Below are 20,971 nucleotides of genomic sequence, written 5' to 3' on the forward strand. Positions count from 1 at the left end.
GCGCTGAACGCGTCCACCGCCTCGCCCTGCAGCAGGATGTCGACCTTGACCAGATCGGCCATCTGCTCGCCGGCCTCCTCGTAGTCGAGGCTGGCGTAACCGCGGGTGCGGGACTTCAGCGAATCGAAGAAGTCGAAGATGATCTCGCCCAGCGGCATGGTGTAGCGCAGCTCGACACGCTCGGGCGACAGGTAGTCCATCCCGCCGAGCTCACCGCGCCGTGCCTGGCACAGCTCCATGATGGTGCCGATGAACTCGCTGGGCGCGATCACGGTGGTCTTGACCACCGGCTCGTAGACCTCGCGGACCTTGCCCTCGGGCCAGTCCGACGGGTTGGTCACCACGCTCTCGGAGCCGTCATCTCGCACAACGCGATAGACCACGTTGGGCGCGGTGGAGATCAGGTCGAGGTTGAACTCGCGTTCGAGGCGCTCGCGGGTGATCTCCATGTGCAGCAGCCCAAGGAATCCGCAGCGGAACCCGAAGCCCAGCGCCACCGAGGTTTCCGGCTCGTAGGTCAGCGCGGCGTCGTTGAGCTGCAACTTGTCCAGCGCCTCGCGCAGCACCGGATAGTCCGAGCCGTCCACCGGATAGAGCCCGGAATAGACCATCGGCCGGGGCTCCCGGTAGCCGGTCAGCGCCTCGGTGGCACCCTTGCGCGCCGTCGTCACGGTGTCGCCGACCTTGGACTGCCGGACGTCTTTCACACCCGTGATGAGATAGCCCACCTCGCCGACACCGAGACCGTCGCTGGGCTTCGGGTCGGGTGAGACGATGCCCACCTCGAGCAATTCGTGGGTGGCGCCGGTGGACATCATCGCGATCTTCTCGCGCGGGGTGATCTTGCCGTCAACGACGCGCACGTAGGTGACCACGCCGCGGTAGATGTCGTAGACCGAGTCGAAGATCATCGCCCGCGCAGGAGCGTCGGCGTCGCCGGTCGGCGCCGGCACCTGCCGGACCACCTCGTCGAGCAACTCGGCCACCCCGACGCCGGTCTTGCCGGACACCCGCAATACGTCGGACGGCTCGCACCCGATGATGTGCGCGAGCTCACCGGCGTAGCGCTCCGGATCCGCGGCGGGCAGGTCGATCTTGTTGAGCACAGGGATGATCGTCAGGTCCCGGTCGAGCGCCAGGTAGAGGTTGGCCAGCGTCTGCGCTTCGATGCCCTGCGCGGCGTCGACCAGCAGAACGGCACCCTCGCAGGCCTCCAGCGCGCGGGACACCTCGTAGGTGAAGTCGACGTGGCCGGGGGTGTCGATCAGGTGCAGGACAAACTCTTCGTCCCCGACCTTCCAAGGCAACCGCACGTTCTGCGCCTTGATCGTGATGCCGCGCTCACGCTCAATGTCCATCCGGTCCAGGTACTGCGCTCGCATCGACCGGTCGTCGACGACGCCGGTGAGCTGCAGCATCCGGTCCGCCAGCGTCGATTTGCCATGGTCGATGTGGGCGATGATGCAGAAGTTCCTGATCTGCGCCGGCGCAGTGAACGTCTTGTCGGCGAAGCTGCTGATGGGAATCTCCTGGTGAGCGTGGGTGTCCAGCACGTGCTGTGCTCCCTAAGGGTATCGAGCAACCACCGTCGCGACACAATCGCCGGGGGTCCCCTCGCCTATGCTCGACACCATGGCGTCGCAGTGGAAGGCGTTCCAACAGGTTCTCAAGGGCGTGATGGACGGTGCCGAGAACCTGGTGTTCAACGAAGCACCCAAGTTCGTGCGCCAGCTACAGACCACCGACAACGTTCCCCGCACCGTGCAGCAAGGCCTTCAACAAGGGCTTCAGCAGGGCCTCAGGCTGGGCCTGGGCGTTCTCGCCGGTGCGGCCACCCCGGCACCGCAGGCGATCACCGCCGGCCGGCCGGTGTCCAAGAACAGCGTGCCCACCGCACACCGGGCCCGCAAAGTCGTCTACGCGCCCGATCTGGACGGGCAGGCCGATCCGGGCGAGATCGTGTGGACCTGGGTCGTCTACGAGGATGACCCGACCCAGGGCAAGGACCGCCCGGTTCTGGTGGTGGGTCGCGATCAGCGCACCCTGCTCGGGCTGATGCTGTCCAGCCAGGACTACCACCGAGACGATCCGGACTGGATCGGCATCGGCGTCGGCACCTGGGATTACGACGGCCGGCCGAGCTGGGTCCGGCTGGACCGGGTGCTCGACGTTCCCGAGGAAGGCATCCGCCGTGAGGGCGCCATCCTTGACCGCCAGCGATTCGAATCGGTCGCAGTCCGGTTGCGCGCCGAGTATTCCTGGAGCTAGCCCGCCGAGCCGACGGCTCCCACGAACCGGACGTACGGTCCGGCGTCGTCGACGGTGATCCGGCACTGCACGCCGTACACGTCGGCCACCAGCTCTTCGGTCAATACCTCGACCGGGCTACCGGTGGCCACCACCCGTCCCGCCGACAGCATCACGACGTGGTCGCAGAACATCGCCGCCAGGTTGAGGTCGTGCAGGGCCACCACGGCGGTGACATCGAGGGTGCGGATCAGCGCCAGGATCTCCAGTTGATGCGCGATGTCGAGGTGATTGGTGGGCTCGTCCAGCAGTAACTCGCTGGGCTCCTGCGCGAGAGCGCGGGCGATCTGCACGCGCTGACGCTCCCCGCCCGAGAGGGTGTGCCACAGGCGGTCGGCCATACCGTCGAGACCGGTGGCCGACAGGGCGGCGGCCACCGCGGCGGTGTCGTCGCCACCACCGCCGAACACCGAGCTGTGCGGGATCCGTCCGAGCCGCACCACGTCGCGCACGGCGATGTCCAGGTCGGTCTCCGCGTGCTGGCCGACCATCGCCACCCGCCGCGCCACCGCGCGCCGCGACATCCTGTGCAGGTCACGGCCGTCGAGCTGCACGACACCCGAGTCGGGCCGATCGATACCGGCCAGCAGTCGCAGCAGCGAGGACTTGCCTGACCCGTTGGGACCCAACAACCCGACCGTGCTTCCGGGAGCCGGATCCACCGTCACACCGTCGAGCACGACCCGGCCGGACCGGATCCAGCGCACCTCGCCCGCCCGCAGGGTCACCGGTCAACCTTCTTGCGCCGCAACAGGATCAACGCGAAGGCCGGCACCCCGAGCAGCGCGGTGACCACTCCGGTGGGTAACTCCTGCGGCGCGAACACCGTCCGGGCCAGGGTGTCCACCCACACCATGAAGACGGCGCCGAAGATCGCCGCGGTGGGCAGCAGACGCCGATGGCCGGGCCCGACGACGAACCGGGCGGCATGCGGCAGCACCAGCCCGACGAACCCGATCGCGCCGGCGGCACTGACCAGGGCCGAGGTCATCAACGCGGTGATCACGAGCAACACAATGCGGGCGCGGGTCACCGAAACGCCCAGGGTCGCGGCGGCATCCTGCCCGAACGCGAAAGCGTCGAGGGTGCGTGCGAAGGCCAGGCACACCAGCAACCCGGCACCGACGACGACCGCGCAGATGAGCACGTCGGACCACGACACCCCGGCCAGCGAACCCAGCAGCCAGAACAACACTCCCCTGGTCTGCTCGGCGTCCGCCGACGACAACACGATGAACGAGGTCAGCGCCGAGAACAGTTGGGTCCCGGCCACTCCGGCCAGTACCACGCGGTCCGTCCCGCCGCCGGCGGCGTAGGCGAGCAGCAGCACCACGGCGAACGACACCACCGCGCCGATGAAGGCGCCGCCGGACAGGCTCAGTGTGCCGGCGCCGACACCCAGCACCGCGACCAGCACGGCCCCCGTCGACGCGCCCGAGGACACCCCCAGCACGAACGGGTCGGCCAGCGGATTACGCAGCAACGACTGCAGAATCGCCCCGCACAGTGCCAACCCGGCGCCACAGATGGCGGCGAGCACGACCCTCGGCAGTCTCAGTTGCCAGACGATGCTCTCCTGCAGTCGGGTGGCCCCTGACGGGCCGACGCCGAGCCGGTCGCCGACGATGCGGTACACGTCACCCACCGACAGTGCGGCGGGCCCGATGGTGATGGCCACCGCCGCCGAGAACACCAGCAGCAGGAGGCCGCCGACCCACAGCCCGCCCAGCCATCCGGTGCGCACGCTCACCGCGGTGAACCGAACCCGAGGTCCCGCAGGCCTTTCGCCACCTTCTCGGCGCCGTCGACCGTGCGGATCGACGGGTTGAGGTCGGCCCCGTTGACCACGATGTAGCGACGCTGCCGCACCGCGGTGAGTCCTCGGGTCAGCGGATTCGATTCCAGGAACTCGATTTTGGTCGCCAGCGCGTCCCCGTCGATCGTGCGTCGGCTCAGGTCCGCCAGCACCAGCACATCCGGGTCGCGATCGGCCACGCTCTCCCAGCTCACCTGCGGCCATTCGTCGCTGGTGTCGGCGAACACGTTACGTGCCCCGGCCGTGCCGGCGATCACCCCGGGCGATCCACAGCAGCCGGCGAAATAGGGGGCACGGATATCGGAGAACCAGAACGCCATATCGATGCCTGTTTCTGTCCCGGTGGCCGAGGCCATCCGTTGACGCAACTGTGCGACGAGCTGATCGCCGCGTTCGGTGACATCGAAGATTGTTGCCAGGTCCCGGATTTCGGCGTAGATCGCGTCCATGGTGAACGGTGCGCTCCGCGCCCCGTCGCCGTTGACCGACGTCTTGCCTTCGCAGTCACTGGGCGCCAGATACGTCGGGACGCCGAGTTCCGCGAACTGATCCCGGTCGGCGACGCCACCAGGCCCGAGGGTTCCGCCGAAGGACGCCGTCACCAGATCGGGTTCGGCGTCGAGCACGCTCTCCAGAGACGGTTTGTTCACCGCGAGTCGTGGCACCCGGGCGTTGTCGGCCGCCAGGTCGGGCCTGACGGGATCGGTCCAGGTGGCGGTTCCGACCATGCGGTCGGCCAGGCCCAGTGACAACAGGATCTCGGTGGAACTCTGGTTGAGCGAGACCGCACGCTGCGGCGGCGTGTCGATCACCACCTGCCTGCCGCAATTCTGCACGGTCACCGGATATCCGACCGCCCTCTGTGAGGCCGCGGTCGGCCCGGGTTGGGCACACCCGGCCAGTAGCAGCGCACTGATCCCGCCGGCGATCAGCCGGTTCACTGGGCCAGGCCGAACGTCTTGAAACCGGCCGCCAGCTTCTCCACCGCGTCGATCTCCCGAATTCCGGGGTCGAGCTCGGACCCGGTCAGCACCACATAGCGCTTCTCGCGCACCGCGGTCATGTTCCTGGTCACCGGATTCGATTCCAGGAACTTCACTTTCGCGTCGAGAGAATCACCGTCGATGCGCCTGCGGTTGAGGTCGGCCAGGACCAGCACGTCAGGGTCGCGGTCGGCCAGCGACTCCCAACTGACCTCCGGCCAGTCCTCGCGGGCGTCGGCGAAGACATTGGTGATACCGAGTTCGGTGGCGTACAGGCCGGGCGCCGAGCAGCATCCGGCCAGGTACGGCGTCCGCAGCCCCGAGAACCAGAACGCCACAGTGGTGTTGGTCGCCGTGATCGACGGTGCCTCGTCCAGCCGCCGGGTGAGTCGGGTGATCAGGTCCTGGCCGCGCTGCTGCACATCGAAGATCTGAGCCAGCTCGGTGATTTCCCGAAACAGCGTGTCGAATGCCAGCGGCTCGGTGCGGGTGACGGTCTCACCGTCGACCTTCGCTCCGGTGCATACCGACGGTGATTGATACGTCGGGATTCCCAGTTGGGCGAATCTGGCACGGTCGGCGACGACCGCCGGCGTGAAGGTATGTGCGCTGGCCGAAGTCACCAGATCCGGCTCCACGCTGAGCACTGCTTCCAGGCCCGGGTCGTTGTCGGCCAGCCGGGGCACCTCAGCGTTTTCGTCCGCGAGTTCGGGCAGCACCGGGTCGAACCACGTGGAGGTGCCGGCCATCCGATCGGCCAGACCAAGTGCCAGCAGGATCTCCGTCGAGGCCTGATACAGCGCTACTGCCCGCTGCGGAGGCCCGTCGAACGTGACGGTCACGCCACAGTTCTCGACGGTGAGTGGATAGCTGGTGGGGCCGGGCCCGGCAGGTCCCGCGACCGCATCGTCCGCGGGCGGGTCGGGGCGCCCGCACGCCACCGTGAGTGACAGTGTCACAGCCAACAGGGACAGCACCGCGAATACCCGCACGGCCAAGACTTCCTTCGATACAGGGCTCGGTCGCGGAGCCGTCGACAGTCACACCCGGCCACAGGTGATCGGACTCGAGGCGGTGCCTCATACCGTTGCGCGTCAGTTCCGGTTTCGCACCGGATTCCCCTGTTGGTCGGTCTTCGCACTGTAACAGCCACGATGTGGCGTGATTGCCGGCCCGCGACCGGCAAACCGATGCATCAAATCGGCGTCAGCGGGCACTCCTAGGCCATGACTGCGCTACCACCCGATCCCGATCCGGCCGAGATTCCCGATCTGGAACCCGGCGGCGGTGTCGCTCCCGGCGCCACCCCGCCCGACTCGGCGCAAACCTCGGGCCTGGGCGAACCCGCCCCGCGACCCAGGCACCGGTACAGCCCCACTTCGGTGGCCGCGATCATCGGGGTGGTGCTGCTCATCGCGGTGTTCGTCGCGGTCGGTGTGTTGCTGATCATGAAGATGACCGGCGTATTCGGATAGCCAGGCTGCCGGCCGATTTGCTCTACCGCGGCCGGCGCCACATCGCAGTCATCACGGGTCCGCCGTCGGGCAGCACGATCTCCCCGGTGACCTCGAACCCGAAACGCAGGTAGTAGGGAACGTTGTCGGGGTTGCTCGATTCCAGATACGCCGGAGCGTGTTCGGCGTCGACCCGGTCCAGCCGGGACTGCATGAGAGCGTGCCCGAACCCGCCACCGCGCACCGTCGGATCGCTGCCGATCACCGCGAGATACCAGTGCGGCTCCTCGGGATGGTGCTGCTTCATGAGCTCGACAACCTGTTGGCCTCGCCGCATGTCGCGGCCGAATGCCAACACCATCGTGGGCAGCATCCGCAATTCCTCGCCCGGAGTCTGCTTCCAACGGCCCGGTCCGTCCCACAGCGCTGCCCCGCCGATCTGACCGTCGCGGACGGCCACTTCGGCACCACCACCGGCGAGGAAGTGGTGGCGTGTGATCGCGGCGAAGAGCCGCGGCAGTCCCTTGGCGCGGCGCGTGTCGTCGGCCAGGATCCACGACATCACGGGGTCATTGTGAAAGGCCCGGGCCAAGACCGCGGAGAGCCGCTTCACGTCGGTCTTGTTCGGCGGATGGACATCGATGGCTGCCACCAGCCCACCATCGCACACGTTTCACCTACTGCGCCGGGTCAGCCGCCTCCTGGGGCAGGCCGCCCCGACGGCGGCGATAGTTCCTCGGTGAGGCCGGGCGCACTACGGCGACGCACAGAGTCTCCGCAAGATCCCAATGCCGTTGCCCGGCAAGGTGTTCACCGATCGCCGTGGTGCCATCGACCCGCTCAACAACGTCGGGATCGCCTGATACGCCGGGTCAACGGCTCTGGGTGATGTAGGCCTGCAGCTGTTCCTGCTCGGCCTCGAGTTCTTCCATCCGGGTTTTGACGATGTCCCCGATGCTGACGATGCCGGCCAGCCTGCCGCGGTCGAGGACCGGGATGTGGCGCACCCGGTTCTCGGTCATCAACGCGCTGAGGTGATCGACGGTGTCGCGTGGCGTGCAGGTCGCCACCACGGTGGTCATGATCTCCGACACCGGCTGCGCCAGCAGGCTGCTGCCCCGCTCGTGCAGCTTGCGGACCACATCGCGTTCCGAGACGATGCCGGCCAGCCCGTCGGGGCCCATCACCACCATGGCGCCGATGTTCAGCTCGGTCAGCCCGGCCAGCAGCTCGGTCACCGTGGTCTCCGGCGAAATCGTCACCACCGCCGTGCCCTTGTTTTTCAGCACGTCCGCGATTCGCATCGACAGCCTCCATCGTGATCCACCTCACATCAGGCTATGTCGATGGCGGCCAGGAAGAAAGGGGCCACGCGGGAGGTCACGAACATCCGGTGCGACCAAGCCGAAGAGCAGCCTTTTCCCGCGTGTCCGATCCCGGAACGGAGTAGGAATGGGGCCATGATCGAGGTCACGCTGCTCGGCACCGGTAGCCCGATTCCCGATCCGGAGCGGGCCGGACCGTCAACCCTGGTCCGCGCCGGGGGCCAGACATTTCTGATCGACTGCGGGCGTGGCGTGCTGCAACGCCTGGCGGCCGCAGGGTCAGGCGCCAACCAGCTCAGCGCGCTGCTCCTGACTCATCTGCACAGCGATCACATCGCCGACCTCGGCGACGTGATCATCACCCGCTGGGTGAGTACGTTCGTCCCGGACGCTGCGCCCCTGACGATCATCGGTCCCCCGGGCACCGCCGAGGTGGTCGACGCGACACTGCGGGCCTTCGGGCATGACATCGGTTACCGCATCGCCCATCACGCGGATCTGACGGCTCCGCCACCCGTGGAGGTACATGAACACACCACAGGTGCGGTCTGGGATCACGACGGGGTGCACATCCAGGCCGCGCCCACCGATCACCGGCCGGTGACACCGACCATCGGGTTCCGGGTCGAGCATGCCGGCGCGTCCGTGGTGCTGGCCGGCGACACCGTGCCGTGCGAGAGCCTCGATACCTTGGCCGCCGGCGCGGGAGCCCTGGTGCACACCGTGATTCGCAAAGACCTGGTGAATCAGCTTCCGATGCAACGGATCCGCGACATCTGTGACTACCACTCGTCGGTGGAAGAAGCGGCCGCCACCGCCACTAGGGCCGGAGTGGGCATCCTGATCCTGACCCACTACGTTCCGGCGATCGCGCCAGGCACCGAGGACCAGTGGCGGGAGTTGGCCGCATCGGAATTCGACCGACAGATCGAATTGGGTGACGATCTGCACCGGGTCCAGGTTCATCCCGGAGTGTGCACCAAGCCGCGCAGCTGATCGGCCACGTACTCCGCGAAATCCGTTGGTATTTGCCCGGGCACTGCGCTCACACTGAACCGCACCGAGGGGAAGGGGCGCGTGATGGCGATGCGGGAGTTCCGGCGACCTGGCGATGACGCGCTGGACGACTTGGCCGCGGCCATCGCGGATGCGGACCGCGGAAGAAGCTTCTACGCGGCGGCGAACATCCTGGCGCAGCTCGCCGCCGAAGGCGCCGATCCCGACAAGATACTGCCCGTGCTGGCAGCTGTAAGACCACGCACCTGGCTGCGGTTGGACACCGCGTTGCGGCGGCTATGGCACCCAGGCGGCCGATGGCGCAGGATCACCGACGCCGTGTGGGGCAGATCCGGTTCCCTCTCCCTGCTGCTCACCGTTTGCTCAGGAGACGGGCGACAGCGGCAGCGTTCGGTGAATGCGAAGCCGATGCGCAGCGATCAGCGACTGCTTCCGCTGTTGTTGATCCGTTCCGCCGACTGGGTGGAACCGGTTAGGGTCGACGCCGCGCGGGCCCTCCCTTCAGCGCTTGACGCGGCGGATGGGGACGCGTTGATTCGAGCGGTCGGCGTGGCGACGGCGATGCGGGATTGGCGTCGCGGCGACCGTGCCGTCGCGGCGGTGACCGAGGCATTACGCGCACGCTCGGATGGAATTCTCGATGCTGCCCGCCAGAGCAACGACTTTCACGTGCGCAGGCTCGCTTACCGCGTGTGGCTGGAGCCGGGTCGTGCTGATTCGGCTCGGGTCGTCGAGGCGACCCTCACCGAGCCGGACAACGTCTGCCAGAGCCTGTGCGTTGACGCGGCCGTCCGCGCCGTCGCGCCACATCGGCAACGCGACATGCTGCTACACCTGCTCGGCGCCCGATTCGCGCGCGTTCGCGTTGAGGCACTCGCCGGGCTGGTCCGGATCGGGCACCCAGAAGCCGGTGAAATCTTGCTGGCGGACCGGTCTGCGACGGTACGGGCCAGCGCCCAATGGGCAATGCGACGGGCCGGCGTGGACTCGGCCGAACGCTACCGGGAACTACTGTCCTCCGTTGACGACTCACCCCTGCGCGGTGTCATTGCCGGTCTCGGCGAATGCGGCGCGGCCGACGATGCGGAGCTGGTCTGCGGCTACCTCGAGCACGACCGCCCACGGGTGCGGGCCGAAGCCGTACGGGCCGTACGCCGACTGGGCGGCCCCCTCAACAGGATCTCGGGCATGCTCACCGACCCGGCACCGATCGTCGTGCGCGCGGTGTTGGTGGCACTGCGTGGGCAGCCTGACCTGCCGCCGACGGATCTGCTGTGGAAACTGCTGCGCACAGACCAACCGCCGCATGTGCGACGCGCCGCGTTCACCCTGCTGCTCGGCAGCGACACCGGGATCCGCATCGAGGCGGACCTGCGAGGTGTCGTCGACTCCGACGACAGGCTCCGCGCCCACGCCAGCGCAGATCTCACCGGATGGCTGAGCCGAGAGGCGTCGACGGCGTACCAGCTGCCGCCCCCATCCACCCTCGACCGCCTGGGCCCGCTCATCGATGTCGCACAACCGAGCATCGGTGCCCACGAGGCGCGTCTCCTTCGCTGGCACCTCGGCCTGTCCGATTAGACTGCGAGCTGTTCCGCCGCGCCCGCAACACAATTGAGGTCGGCCTCGGTCAGCGGTCGGCCGCGGGCGATGACCACAACGTGCTGGATTCCCAAGTCGGCCAACGCGTGGCAGCGTTCGGCGAGCGCGTCGGACCGCTCGTCGTCGTGAAGTGCCGTGGTCACCGTCCGCTCGATCTCTGCGGGTCGCCGCCCGACATCCGCGCAATGCCGGTCGAGAATGTCGAGCTGCCTTGCGATCGTGGCGCCGCCGTCGGGTACGTCGAACAGGTTGCAGGCATCGCCGTACTGCGCGACCAGCCGCAGTGTGCGTCGTTCTCCGGTCCCGCCGATCAGCACCGGCGGACGCGGCGCGGTGACGGGTAGTGGGCTGCCGACCGGCTGCGACACGGTCAGATACTCACCGCGGAAAGCGGTTTGGTCGCCGCGCCACATCTGACCGGCCAACTGCAACAGTTCGGTCATCCGTTCGAACCGTTCCCCCGTGTCAGGTAGGAACAAACCCATCGCGGTGGCCTCGGCTCTGTTGTAGCCCGCACCGACGCCGAGCCACGACCGCCCGTTCGACAGCACGTCGAGCGTCGTCACCGTCTTGATCAACAGGGCGGGCGCACGGAAGGTCGCCGCGGTCACCATCGTGCCCAACCGGATGTGCCGCGTCGCCGCAGCGAGGTAACCGAGCACCGTGTACGCCTCGAGCATCGGCTCGTCGGTCCGGCAGGAGGGGTCCGCCTGCACGAGATGATCGGCCACCCACAGGGTGTCGACGGCGGTACGGTCGAGGAACGTCGCCAGATCGGCAAGCCGCTCGTGAATCGGTTCCGGCCACGAATAGTTCGTGACACTCACGCTGAGCTTCATCCGTGCCGCACCTGCGCCCGACGCTTCGGCAGGAGGACACCGGCGACGATGAGCCAGATCAGGCCCGTGAACCGGGCGATCGGCAGGATCACCGCGGCTTCTGGCCAGATCAGTACCAGCGTGGCCACCTCGGCCAGCACGGCGATGGCCAAACCGGTCCAGGCCAGCGACCGCGGCAACAGTCCGAGGATGAGGCCGGGCACCGCGATCCCGGCGAGCAGCAGTCCGAGCGCGACGATGTGCCCAACCCCGCCCGTCAGGAACACCAGGTAGTACAGCGCGCGAATCAGACCGTCGTCGACCGCCACCTCTGGCCGCGACATCGTCCAGCAGATCAGCCCGGCCAACGCGAGTGATCCGGAGGCGAGAACCCCGCCCGCCAGGGCGATGGTCGCACCAGGTGCCGTCACGCCGAGCTGCCGCAACCGGGTGCTCGCCGTCGCGGCGTAGATCGCCAGCGGTACCGACGCCGCGAACGTACCCACCGCACTGGCCTGCACCGCCCCGTGATGGTCGTGGACATATCGGAGGACATCGACGGCCGGCCCGTACGGCAACGGCATCACCCCGCCGAGCGCAACGCCGACGCCCAGCCCGACCAGCACCAACGCGAGCGAGACCGCGGCCAGCGGGGCCAAGGGCGGTCCACCTTGAGGACCCCCGCGCCGTGGGGACTGGATTCGATCATCCGTTGAATCGTTCATAACTTGAACGATATGCCTGTAGTCACACCGGCGGCAAGGGCCCGAATGTTTTCAGTTGTGAACCATTTGGCGGTGATACGGTTTCGATGTGGAAACTGGGCCGGACACCATCGCATTCCTGCTGGCACAACTCGGCCACCGGGCGGCGACACTGTTCGCCGAGCAGATGGAGACCCTCGAGCTCACCCCTCCGCACGCCGGCATCCTCCGCGCCATCGGCGGGCAGCCCGGCCTCAGTCAGCAGGCCCTGAGCACCCAACTGAGCCTGTTGCCCAGCCGGGTGGTGAGCTACGTCGACGACCTCGAGGACCGCGGCTACGTCGAACGACGCCGCAATCCCGACGACCGCCGACTACACGCGCTGTACCTCAGCACCGCGGGAAAGAAGACACTGCGCCGCATCGGCGAGCTGGCGCGCCGGCACGATGAGCGCATGACCGCAGGCCTCGACGCCGCCCAACGGGACAACCTCCACGTACTGTTGCAGACCCTCGCCGTGCACCACGAGCTGGCACCGCACGTACACCCCGGCTTTCGCAACCTGGGCCGCGCGGGTGCGGGCCGGCTCAAGCCAGCCGAGTGACCTCCACGACCACATCGAGATCCGTCGAACCCTCACCCGAATAGATTCCCTTGAGCGGGGCCACATCCGAATAGTCCCGGCCCACACCGATACTGACGTACTGCTCATTGATCTCGGAGTCGTTCGTCGGGTCGTAGTGCCACCAGCCGCCGGTCCAGGCCTGGATCCAGGCGTGACTCTGACCGTCGATGGTGTCCCCCACCACCGCCTCCCGCGACGGATGCAGGTAACCGGACACATACCGTGCCGGAATTCCCATGGACCGCAACATGATCAACGACAGATGGGCGAAATCCTGACACACGCCCTTGCCCTCGCGCAGGGCATCCAGACCCGAGGAGTGCACCCCGGTGGTACCCGACACATAGTCGAGTTCGCTGCGCACCCACTGCGCCACCGCCCCGACCGCCTCGAACGGGTCGTGCTCCTTGGCGATCCGCTGTCCCACGCGCGCGATCCGCTTGCTGTGCGGTGTGTAGTGAGTCGGACTGAGCACCTCGTCGAACCGGTCGATCACGGCCTCGGTGTCCAAGTCATCCCAGCCGGCCAGCTCCTCGGGTTTCTCCGCGACGTCGGTCTCGACCACCGAGGACCCCGAGACCTCCAACTCGGTGTGCGGAGCGTGCAGGTCGAAGGCCGTCACCGCGGTACCCCAATAGTCGACGTACCGGTAGGACCTGGTCGCCGGAATGGTCTCGACGCGGTTGAGGATGACGTTCTGACGCGAATCCGACCGCGGCGTCAATCTGGCCTCGTTGAAGGACGCCGTCACCGCCGACTTGTAGGCATATCCGGTCGAGTGCACCACCCGTAGCCGCCACATCTAAACCTCGCCCTCCTCGATCACAACCACATCACCGTGACCGGCGTCGGTCCAAGCCACCCAGGGTGCGGAGTGGAAGTACTGCAGTGCCAACGCTTCTCCGACATCGCGGCAAGTCTTCTGCAACCCGGCCAGCCGGGCATCCAACGATTCCAGCAGCGCCCCCGGCTGCAGGAACTCGAGCTCACTGCGCGCCCGGCCCAACAGCCGCTGCGCCTCGGCGGTGGCCCCCAGCCGGCTGTGCGGCCGGTTGAGCAACTCGTCGAGACTGTGTTCGGCCAACCGCAGCGAATAGAAGATCGACCGGGGGAACAGACGATCCAGGAGCATGAACTCGACCACCCGACCGGCGTCGAGCACGCCGCGGTAGGTACGTAGGTAGGTGTCATGGGCCCCGGCCGAGCGCAGCAACGTGACCCAGGCAGGCGACGACCCGCTGTCCCCGACCCGCGACAGCAGCAACCGGACGGTCATGTCGACGCGCTCGATGGCGCGGCCCAGCAACATGAACCGGTATCCGTCGTCGCGGCTCAACGTCGAATCGGCCAGACCTGCGAACATCGCCGCACGCCCCTCGACATAGGACAGAAACTCGTGGGGGCCCAGGCGTTTGGCCGCGCGTTCCCGCTCGGCGAGCGCGTTGTAGGTGGTGTTGAGACACTCCCAGATCTCGGTCGAGGTGACTTCGCGGGCCCCGCGGGCATTCTCGCGAGCAGCCGAGATCGAGTCGACGATCGAGTTTCCCCCACTGTCGCGGCTGAACGCCACGATGTCGGTCAACGACCATACGTCCAGGCGCCGGATCGGTGGCTCGATCCCGAGCACCCGCAGCAGCGTGCGTGAGGCCACGTCGGGGTCGACGCTGGAGTCCTCCAACAGCTGGTGCACCGTGACATCGAGGATGCGTGCGGTGTCGTCGGCCCGCTCCACATAGCGCCCGATCCAGTACAACGACTCGGCATTGCGCGCCAGCATCTACCCTCACCCCCTGCTACTGCTGTTGTTGAGACGACGAACCATCAGCTGCGCCATCACTTTTGGGCCCCTTGTCGGATTCCGGCAGTGACCGCACCACCTCGGCCGCGGCGAGCTCGCGATCCGCCGCCGATGCCCGCGACGCCAGCACCCAGGTGTCCTTCGACCCACCGCCCTGGCTGGAATTGACCACCAGAGACCCTTCCGGCAGCGCCACCCGGGTCAGCCCGCCGGGCAGGACCCAGACGTCGTTGCCGTCGTTGACCGCGAACGGGCGCAGATCCACGTGCCGGGGTGCCAGCTTGTCGCCGATCTGGGTGGGCACGGTGGACAGCTGCATCACCGGCTGGGCGATCCAGCCGCGCGGGTCGTTGCGGATCTTCCTGGCGGTCGCCGTCAGTTCCTTGGCCGAGGCGTCCGGACCGAACACGATCCCATACCCACCCGAACCTTCCACCGGCTTGATGACGAGTTCGTCGATCCGGTCGAGCACCTCTTCCCGTTCGGCGTCCAGCCAGCAGCGGTAGGTGTCGACATTGGCCAGCATCGGCTTCTCGCCCAGGTAGTACTCGATGATCGTCGGGACGTAGGTGTAGACGAGCTTGTCGTCGCCGACCCCGTTGCCCACCGCGCTGGAGATCACGACGTTGCCGGCCCGGGCCGCGTTGAGCAGACCCGCCACCCCTAGCACCGAGTCCGGCCGGAACTGCATCGGGTCGAGGAACGCGTCGTCGATGCGTCGGTAGATCACATCGACCTGACGCTCGCCCTCCGTGGTGCGCATGTAGACGGCGTTGTCACGGCAGAACAGGTCGCGACCCTCGACCAACTCGACCCCCATCTGCCGGGCCAGCAGCGAGTGCTCGAAGTAGGCCGAGTTGTAGACGCCGGGGGTGAGCACCACGACGGTCGGGTCCGCGACGTTGGTGGGTGCGGCGTTGAGCAGCGCCCGCAGCAGGTGCGACGAGTAGTCGCCGACGGCGCGCACCCGGTGGGTGGCGAACAGGTTCGGGAAGACGCGCGCCATCGTGCGCCGGTTCTCCATCACATAGGACACCCCGGACGGCGACCGCAGGTTGTCCTCGAGCACCCGGAAGTCACCCTTGGCGTCACGGATCAGGTCGATGCCCGCGACGTGGATGCGCACCCCGTTGGGCGGGACGATGCCCGCGGCTTCCCGGTGGAAGTGCTCACACGACGTGACCAGCCGACGCGGGATCACGCCGTCCCGCAGGATCTCCTGCTCGCCGTAGATGTCGTCGAGATACATCTCCAGCGCCTTGACCCGCTGGGTGATGCCCCGTTCCAGTCGGGACCATTCAGCCGCCGAGATGACCCGTGGCACCAGGTCGAGCGGGAACGGCCGCTCCTGCCCCGACAACGAGAATGTGATGCCCTGATCGATGAACGCCCGGCCCAGCGCGTCCGACCGCGACCGCAGTTCCGAGGCATCCGACGGAGCAAGCTCGGCGAAGATCCCCTTGTACGGTCCGCGCACGTTGCCAGAGACGTCGAACATCTCGTCGAAGGCCTCCGAGTAGCGGCCAAGTTGGTTGTAGCCGTCGAAGACGCCCTGATGTCTGACGCGGCGCGCCGGAGCGGCACGTCGTCCGGCCGGGCCGGACCCGTTCGATCCTGGCCCTTCGGCACGGACTGTTCTCAGGCTCACCCTTGCCATGCTGCCGCACCTGACGCCGTTTCGCCGGGTCAACGGCGCAGCCCGTTTCGGCAGGCCAAAGGCCGATTGACGTGGTACAAGTGTTCGGAACCGGGGCGCGGGCAGCCCATGTTCGGCCGGCGCCGCTTTGGGAGTTCGGAGGCCTCGCTGGTACCCTGAACAGTCGCTGCCCGCAGTGCGGGTGTGCGCACCCAGACTTCGGTAACCCCAGCTAGAGAATTACGAAGGAATTTTTACGTGGCCAACATCAAGTCGCAGGAAAAGCGCATCCTCACCAACGAGCGTCGTCGGCTGCGTAACCAGTCGGTGAAGTCGTCGCTGCGTACCGCCGTGCGCGGCTTCCGCGAGGCCATCGACGCGGGCGAGAAGGACAAGGCCGCCGAGTTGCTGGTGTCGACCAGCCGCAAGCTCGACAAGGCCGCCAGCAAGGGCGTCATCCACGCCAACCAGGCTGCCAACAAGAAGTCGGCCCTGGCCCTGGCGCTGAACAAGCTCTGATCCTTCGGTTCAAACCGAAATAGTTTTCCCGGTTCACCGGGTGGCGAGTTCCGCCACCCGGCGTACCGCTGTCTCAAGGGCGTAGTCGGCATCTGCCGCTGCGCCCTTTACGTCTGCATTGAGCGCGGCGACCACCCGCATGGCCTCGGCCACCGAATCGCGCGACCATCGGCGCGCCTGCTTCTGCGCCTTCTGCACCCGCCAGGGCGGCATCCCCAGTTCACCGGCCATCCGGTACGGATCTCCCGAGAGCGGACCCACCCGTGCGATCGTGTGCACCGCCTCGGCCAGCGCATCGGCCAGGACCACCTGTGGCTCGCCGGCCAGCATCGCCCACCGCAACGCCTCAGCGGCCCCCGCGACATCTCCGGTGACCGCCTTGTCTGCGATGTCGAAGCCCTTCACCTCCGCCTTGCCGCTGTGATAGCGGCGCACCGCGACAGCGTCGACCTGGCCTGCGGTGTCGGCCACGAGTTGTGAGCACACCGCGGCGAGCTCACGGATGTTCGAGCCGACCGCGTCGAGCACCGCGGTGACCGTGTCGTCGGACACCTTGGCCCGCAACTGGCGGAACTCGGCCCGCACAAAATCCGCACGCTCGGCCGGCTTGCTGATCTTCGCGCACGGATGCACCTGTGCGCCAAGCTTTTTCAATTGATCGGCCAGCGCCTTGGCCCGTCCTCCACCGGAATGGATGACACACAGCACCGTGCCGGGTGGCAGATCGGCTGCGGTCGAAGCGATCAGGGCCACGGCATCCTTGCCCGCCTCGGCGGCCGCCTCGAGCACCACCAGGCGTTCCTCGGCGAACAGCGATGGACTCAACAGCTCGGCGAGCTCGCTGGTGCTGACCTCACCGGCCCGCATCCGGTCCACCGGAACGTCATCGGACCCGGCCTGCTGCCGCAGCGCCCGCAGCACCGCCCCCACCGCACGCTCGACCAGCAGTTCCTCATCGCCCAGAACCAGGTGCAGACCGTCGATCTGTTCGCTCACACCGATGATCGTGTCACGCCGACCCGACAGCCCCGACCACGTGGCCTGCCAGCGCCCAGGCCAGCAACCCGAACACCACCGCGGCCAACCCGCGACGCATCCAGCGCAGCCGCCACAACACCGTCAAGGCCACCCCGCCCAGCGCCACCGACACCACGCCGGCCAACCCCGAAGGCGACGGCACGGCAGCCGCCGGCAAGGCCGCAGCCCAGCGGGCCACCGACAGCAGCCACCACAGCTCCGGCCCGGTGAACCGGATCAGCAGTTGGGCTGCACCCGGCCAGACCGTCGAGCACACCGCCGCCGCGGTGCCGAGGACGGTGATCGGCGGAATCACCCAAGCCACTGCGAGATTGGCGGCGACCGCCACCAGGCTGACCGTCCCCGAGATCCCGGCCACCAGGGGCGCGGTCACCAGTTGGGCCACCACCGCAACGCTGACCGCCGCCGCCACCGGGCGCGGCCAGCCACGAGCTTGCAGCCGGCCCGACCACACCGGCGCCAGGACGACGATGCCTGCAGTCGCCCACACCGACAACGCGAACCCGACGTCGACCGCAAGTTCGGGGGTGGCGATCATCAGCGCGATCACGCTGGCGGCCAGCGCGGGAACCGCCTGCCGGCGTCGGTGGGTCAACACCGCGAGCAGGGTCACTGCCCCCATCACTGCGGCCCGCAACACGCTGGCCGAGGGCTGCACGACGATGACGAAGCCGACCAGCCCGGCGCCCGCGAGCAGCACGGCCGCTCGTGGCCCGATCAGTGCCGCGCTGAGCAGCAGCGCACCACACACGATGGTCACGTTGGCGCCCGACACCGCCGTCAGATGGGTCAGACCCGCGGTGCGGAACTGTGCGGTCGTCGTGCCGGTGACCGTCGAGGTGTCCCCCAGCACCAACGCGGGAAGCATGGCCGCCTGATCGGCGGGCAGCACCGCACGGGCCGCCTCGGCGAAGCCGGCACGGATCCGTTGGGCGGCGCGCTGCACAGCCGATGCCTCGCCCAGCGACGGCTGACCCGACGCCGACAGCACGGCCACGCTCAGATCCCTTCGGCCCGGACGCCCCACGGCCGCCCGGAACGTCGCCGGACGCCCCGGATCGACCGCCCCGAAGCCCGGTGGTGCGAACACCAGGACGCGCCCCGCCATCGGGGCCTGGTCGACCCGATGCAGCCCGGCCCGGAACATCACCCGGCCGCCGCTGATCGTCCGCGGGGTCTCGGCGGGAACGACCTCGACCGTCCCGGTTGCGCCGTAGAGGCGACCGATCGGGTGGTGTTCGACCTGATGCACGCGCAGTCCGACTGCGACGCCGAATCCGCCTGCGACGGCCGCCACCGCCAGAATCGCAGCGGCGACACCCGCGCCCTCATCGTCTCCACACCGGGCGGCCAGCCAGGTCAACCCCACTGCGCCGAGGCCCACCACCACCGCGACACCCACGCCCCAGACGATGGTCGCCGCCGACACCGACCACGCGGTCAGAGCGACCGGGACGAGGCGCAGATCCAGTGGCTGCCCCGCGACCCACCCGTCGTCGGCGGGCCCGTCCCTGTCGGAAGCGTCACGCCCGGACCAGCTCACGCAGTTTCTCCAGCCGCGCCGGACCGATCCCGTCCACGTCGCCGAGTTGATCGACACTGTCGAACCGACCATGCGCAGACCGCCAGGCCACGATCGCCTCGGCGGTCACCGGACCGACACCGGGCAGCGTGTCGAGGTCCTCGACCGTCGCCGTGTTGAGGTCCACCGGCCCCGAAGGCGCGCCGGGTGTGGCTTTCGAAACCCCTTGCTGCGGCACACCGGGTTGCCTGGAAGGCGACGCGTCGCCGGCGACCGAACTGCCCATGGTCGCCGGTTGTCCCGGCGGCGGGTCGATGCCGACCACGATCTGCTCGCCGTCGCCGACCCGGCGGGCCATGTTCAGCCCGATCAGGTCGGCACCGTCGAGTGGGCCACCGGCGGCTTCCAGCGCATCGGCGATCCTCGCCCCGGATTGCAGGGTCACCAGACCGGGCTTGTGCACCAACCCGACCACGCTGACCACCACCGGTCCTGGCGGGGCGTTCGCATCCGGTGTCGGTACCGCCGACGAAACCATTTGCACCGGTGGCAGATTGGCCGAGGCGACCGGCGGTGCCTGCTGACGGATCAAGGTGAAAACGGTGACCAGGATCGCGAGGACCCCGACGCCGGCCAGCACCACGGCGCCGGCACGCCCGGGGTCCGCCCGGACCCTCGTCAACCAGCCCGGGCCGTCCCCCGGCGCCGTATCGGGCAGCCATCTCGACAGCGCGCTCTCGGACGCGGCGTCCTGTTCGCCACGGTCGCTCTCGGCGTCGGCGTCATCTCCGCCGCCCCGACCATCACCGCCGAGACGACGGAGCCGCTCCACCGACAATTCGGTTCCCATGCCCGCGACGGTAAGTGCGGGCCACGACGATCCCAGGCGCCCGGGGCGCCGGCGCACAACTCCTGTGGATGAATCGCGCGCTGGGGATTACCGGGTGGTCACCCCGCCACTCTGGTTGGAAGGTTGCTGGGGCGTCGCCCGCTCCAGGTACCGCAGCAGTTCCACCGGGAACGGCAGAACCACGGTGGAGTTCTTCTCCGCAGCCACTTCGACGACGGTCTCCAACAGCCGCAGCTGCAGGGCCGCCGGGTCGGCCGCCATCACATCGGCGGCGGCAGCGAGTTTCTCCGACGCCTGCAGTTCGCCGTCGGCGGTGATGACGCGGGCCCGTCGTTCCCGTTCCGCCTCGGCTTGACGCGCGATGGACCGCTTCATCGAATCCGGCAGCACGACGTCTTTGATCTCGACCCGGTCGATGTGGATCCCCCAGCCCACCGCCGGGTTGTCGATCAGCAGTTCCAGGCCTTGGTTGAGCCGCTCCCGGTTGGACAGCAGGTCGTCCAGGTTGCTCTTGCCGATGATCGACCGCAGTGAGGTCTGCGCCACCTGGCCGATCGCCGACATGTAGTCCTGGACATCGACCACCGCGCGAACCGGGTCGATCACGTTGAAGTAGATGACCGCATCGACCCGCACGGTGACGTTGTCGCGGGTGATGCCGTCCTGCGCGGGAACCGGCATCGTGATGATCTGCATGTTGACCTTCTGCAGCCGGTCGGCGACCGGAACGAGCATCGTCAACCCTGGTTGCCGGACGTTGTCCTGCACTCGACCGAACCGGAAGACCACGCCGCGCTCGTACTGTCTGACCACACGGATATTGTTCGCGCCGAGCCAGAGCAGGGCGATCGCGCCGGCCCCGGCCGCAGAGAGGGCATAGAGGATGTCCATGATCTGACCTCGATTCATGGCGTCGTGGGACGAGCCCGCCCCACAGTTCGATTGTGCGACGGTGGT

At 68.0% G+C, this 20,971-nt stretch carries 22 protein-coding genes; 6 read left to right on the forward strand and 16 right to left on the reverse strand.

Annotated features, from left to right (window positions below; translation table 11 throughout):
- Positions 1 to 1,553 (reverse strand): translation elongation factor 4 (gene lepA / locus A5779_RS12915; protein WP_064882444.1); only part of this gene is annotated, 1,553 nt, incomplete at its 3' end.
- A gap of 79 nt (positions 1,554 to 1,632) precedes the next feature.
- On the opposite strand from lepA, the gene A5779_RS12920 reads away from it, so the two are divergent.
- Complete coding sequence (locus tag A5779_RS12920) at positions 1,633 to 2,268, forward strand: type II toxin-antitoxin system PemK/MazF family toxin (RefSeq protein WP_110777239.1); 636 nt, start codon at positions 1,633 to 1,635, stop codon at positions 2,266 to 2,268.
- Here A5779_RS12920 and A5779_RS12925 read toward each other — a convergent pair.
- The 4 genes from A5779_RS12925 to A5779_RS12940 are packed head-to-tail and all read right to left on the reverse strand — an operon-like array spanning position 2,265 to position 6,098.
- Positions 2,265 to 3,035 carry an ABC transporter ATP-binding protein gene (locus A5779_RS12925; protein WP_064882449.1) on the reverse strand — a complete coding sequence of 257 codons (771 nt, stop codon included), beginning with the start codon at positions 3,033 to 3,035 and terminating at the stop codon, positions 2,265 to 2,267. The genes A5779_RS12920 and A5779_RS12925 overlap by 4 nt on opposite strands.
- Complete coding sequence (locus A5779_RS12930; RefSeq protein ID WP_064882451.1) at positions 3,032 to 4,057, reverse strand: FecCD family ABC transporter permease; 1,026 nt, start codon at positions 4,055 to 4,057, stop codon at positions 3,032 to 3,034. Before A5779_RS12930 ends, A5779_RS12925 begins: the two co-directional genes overlap by 4 nt.
- Positions 4,054 to 5,064, reverse strand: coding sequence for an ABC transporter substrate-binding protein (locus A5779_RS12935; protein WP_064882452.1), 1,011 nt, complete (start codon positions 5,062 to 5,064; stop codon positions 4,054 to 4,056). Before A5779_RS12935 ends, A5779_RS12930 begins: the two co-directional genes overlap by 4 nt.
- On the reverse strand, positions 5,061 to 6,098 hold the full coding sequence (locus A5779_RS12940) for an ABC transporter substrate-binding protein (protein ID WP_236734755.1): 1,038 nt from the start codon (positions 6,096 to 6,098) through the stop codon (positions 5,061 to 5,063). The genes A5779_RS12935 and A5779_RS12940 overlap by 4 nt, the downstream gene beginning before the upstream one ends.
- 234 nt (positions 6,099 to 6,332) lie before the next feature.
- On the opposite strand from A5779_RS12940, the gene A5779_RS12945 reads away from it, so the two are divergent.
- Positions 6,333 to 6,581 carry a DUF6480 family protein gene (locus A5779_RS12945; protein WP_064882454.1) on the forward strand — a complete coding sequence of 83 codons (249 nt, stop codon included), beginning with the start codon at positions 6,333 to 6,335 and terminating at the stop codon, positions 6,579 to 6,581.
- 22 nt (positions 6,582 to 6,603) lie between these two features.
- On the opposite strand, the gene A5779_RS12950 is transcribed toward A5779_RS12945, so the two are convergent.
- Both A5779_RS12950 and A5779_RS12955 read right to left on the reverse strand, forming a co-directional pair.
- Positions 6,604 to 7,212: a GNAT family N-acetyltransferase gene (locus A5779_RS12950; protein ID WP_064882537.1), complete on the reverse strand. Its 609-nt coding sequence runs from the start codon at positions 7,210 to 7,212 to the stop codon at positions 6,604 to 6,606.
- 220 nt (positions 7,213 to 7,432) lie between these two features.
- Positions 7,433 to 7,864, reverse strand: a complete 432-nt coding sequence (locus A5779_RS12955; RefSeq protein WP_064882456.1) for a CBS domain-containing protein — start codon at positions 7,862 to 7,864, stop codon at positions 7,433 to 7,435.
- A 156-nt stretch (positions 7,865 to 8,020) separates the two neighbouring features.
- Here A5779_RS12955 and A5779_RS12960 point away from each other — a divergent pair, with 156 nt between their 5' ends.
- Together A5779_RS12960 and A5779_RS12965 are read left to right on the forward strand one after the other, a co-directional pair.
- On the forward strand, positions 8,021 to 8,881 hold the full coding sequence (locus tag A5779_RS12960; RefSeq protein ID WP_064882458.1) for a ribonuclease Z: 861 nt from the start codon (positions 8,021 to 8,023) through the stop codon (positions 8,879 to 8,881).
- Positions 8,882 to 8,965: 84 nt separating this feature from the next.
- Positions 8,966 to 10,483: a HEAT repeat domain-containing protein gene (locus tag A5779_RS12965; protein ID WP_064882460.1), complete on the forward strand. Its 1,518-nt coding sequence runs from the start codon at positions 8,966 to 8,968 to the stop codon at positions 10,481 to 10,483.
- Here A5779_RS12965 and A5779_RS12970 read toward each other — a convergent pair.
- Together A5779_RS12970 and A5779_RS12975 are read right to left on the reverse strand one after the other, a co-directional pair.
- The gene (locus tag A5779_RS12970) at positions 10,480 to 11,331 is read right to left on the reverse strand and encodes a TIGR03560 family F420-dependent LLM class oxidoreductase (RefSeq protein WP_236734754.1); all 852 of its coding nucleotides are present in this window, start codon (positions 11,329 to 11,331) and stop codon (positions 10,480 to 10,482) included. The two genes, A5779_RS12965 and A5779_RS12970, sit on opposite strands and share 4 nt — an antisense overlap.
- Before the next feature lie 8 nt (positions 11,332 to 11,339).
- Positions 11,340 to 12,047 (reverse strand): hypothetical protein, encoded by a 708-nt coding sequence (locus A5779_RS12975; protein WP_207549072.1) that lies wholly within the window; start codon positions 12,045 to 12,047, stop codon positions 11,340 to 11,342.
- An 88-nt stretch (positions 12,048 to 12,135) separates the two neighbouring features.
- Here A5779_RS12975 and A5779_RS12980 point away from each other — a divergent pair, with 88 nt between their 5' ends.
- Positions 12,136 to 12,630 (forward strand): MarR family winged helix-turn-helix transcriptional regulator, encoded by a 495-nt coding sequence (locus A5779_RS12980; protein ID WP_064882464.1) that lies wholly within the window; start codon positions 12,136 to 12,138, stop codon positions 12,628 to 12,630.
- Here the strand turns inward: A5779_RS12980 and A5779_RS12985 are convergent.
- Genes A5779_RS12985 through A5779_RS12995 form a run of 3 tightly spaced genes read right to left on the reverse strand, consistent with a single transcriptional unit; the run spans position 12,614 to position 16,106 of the window.
- On the reverse strand, positions 12,614 to 13,453 hold the full coding sequence (locus A5779_RS12985) for a transglutaminase family protein (protein ID WP_064882466.1): 840 nt from the start codon (positions 13,451 to 13,453) through the stop codon (positions 12,614 to 12,616). The two genes, A5779_RS12980 and A5779_RS12985, sit on opposite strands and share 17 nt — an antisense overlap.
- Entirely contained in the window at positions 13,454 to 14,428 is a 975-nt protein-coding gene (locus tag A5779_RS12990; protein ID WP_064882468.1) for an alpha-E domain-containing protein, read from the reverse strand.
- Positions 14,429 to 14,444: 16 nt separating this feature from the next.
- Positions 14,445 to 16,106 (reverse strand): circularly permuted type 2 ATP-grasp protein, encoded by a 1,662-nt coding sequence (locus A5779_RS12995; protein ID WP_064882470.1) that lies wholly within the window; start codon positions 16,104 to 16,106, stop codon positions 14,445 to 14,447.
- Between the two features lie 237 nt (positions 16,107 to 16,343).
- Here A5779_RS12995 and rpsT point away from each other — a divergent pair, with 237 nt between their 5' ends.
- Positions 16,344 to 16,604 carry a 30S ribosomal protein S20 gene (gene rpsT, locus A5779_RS13000; protein ID WP_055115535.1) on the forward strand — a complete coding sequence of 87 codons (261 nt, stop codon included), beginning with the start codon at positions 16,344 to 16,346 and terminating at the stop codon, positions 16,602 to 16,604.
- A 33-nt stretch (positions 16,605 to 16,637) separates the two neighbouring features.
- On the opposite strand, the gene holA is transcribed toward rpsT, so the two are convergent.
- The 4 genes from holA to A5779_RS13020 form a co-directional block, all read right to left on the reverse strand.
- Positions 16,638 to 17,600, reverse strand: a complete 963-nt coding sequence (gene holA / locus A5779_RS13005) for a DNA polymerase III subunit delta (RefSeq protein WP_064882472.1) — start codon at positions 17,598 to 17,600, stop codon at positions 16,638 to 16,640.
- A 13-nt stretch (positions 17,601 to 17,613) separates the two neighbouring features.
- Positions 17,614 to 19,185 (reverse strand): ComEC/Rec2 family competence protein, encoded by a 1,572-nt coding sequence (locus A5779_RS13010; protein ID WP_413784914.1) that lies wholly within the window; start codon positions 19,183 to 19,185, stop codon positions 17,614 to 17,616.
- A complete protein-coding gene (locus tag A5779_RS13015) occupies positions 19,166 to 20,014 on the reverse strand; it encodes a ComEA family DNA-binding protein (RefSeq protein WP_064882474.1) in 849 nt (282 codons plus the stop codon). Before A5779_RS13015 ends, A5779_RS13010 begins: the two co-directional genes overlap by 20 nt.
- A gap of 87 nt (positions 20,015 to 20,101) precedes the next feature.
- Entirely contained in the window at positions 20,102 to 20,905 is an 804-nt protein-coding gene (locus A5779_RS13020; protein ID WP_064882543.1) for an SPFH domain-containing protein, read from the reverse strand.
- Positions 20,906 to 20,971 lie beyond the last annotated feature (66 nt).

Source organism: Mycolicibacterium peregrinum, assembly GCF_001665625.1.
GTDB classification, from domain to species: Bacteria; Actinomycetota; Actinomycetes; order Mycobacteriales; family Mycobacteriaceae; genus Mycobacterium; species Mycobacterium peregrinum_B.

Bases quoted from the DNA above. Each gene is read 5' to 3' on its own strand.
- A5779_RS12920 (WP_110777239.1), top strand. From the start codon at position 1,633: ATGGCGTCGCAGTGGAAGGCGTTCCAACAGGTTCTCAAGGGCGTGATG.
- A5779_RS12945 (WP_064882454.1), top strand. From the start codon at position 6,333: ATGACTGCGCTACCACCCGATCCCGATCCGGCCGAGATTCCCGATCTG.
- A5779_RS12955 (WP_064882456.1), bottom strand. From the start codon at position 7,864: ATGCGAATCGCGGACGTGCTGAAAAACAAGGGCACGGCGGTGGTGACG.
- A5779_RS12960 (WP_064882458.1), top strand. From the start codon at position 8,021: ATGATCGAGGTCACGCTGCTCGGCACCGGTAGCCCGATTCCCGATCCG.
- A5779_RS12965 (WP_064882460.1), top strand. From the start codon at position 8,966: ATGGCGATGCGGGAGTTCCGGCGACCTGGCGATGACGCGCTGGACGAC.
- A5779_RS12975 (WP_207549072.1), bottom strand. From the start codon at position 12,047: ATGAACGATTCAACGGATGATCGAATCCAGTCCCCACGGCGCGGGGGT.
- A5779_RS12985 (WP_064882466.1), bottom strand. From the start codon at position 13,453: ATGTGGCGGCTACGGGTGGTGCACTCGACCGGATATGCCTACAAGTCG.
- A5779_RS12990 (WP_064882468.1), bottom strand. From the start codon at position 14,428: ATGCTGGCGCGCAATGCCGAGTCGTTGTACTGGATCGGGCGCTATGTG.
- A5779_RS12995 (WP_064882470.1), bottom strand. From the start codon at position 16,106: ATGGCAAGGGTGAGCCTGAGAACAGTCCGTGCCGAAGGGCCAGGATCG.
- A5779_RS13015 (WP_064882474.1), bottom strand. From the start codon at position 20,014: ATGGGAACCGAATTGTCGGTGGAGCGGCTCCGTCGTCTCGGCGGTGAT.
- A5779_RS13020 (WP_064882543.1), bottom strand. From the start codon at position 20,905: ATGGACATCCTCTATGCCCTCTCTGCGGCCGGGGCCGGCGCGATCGCC.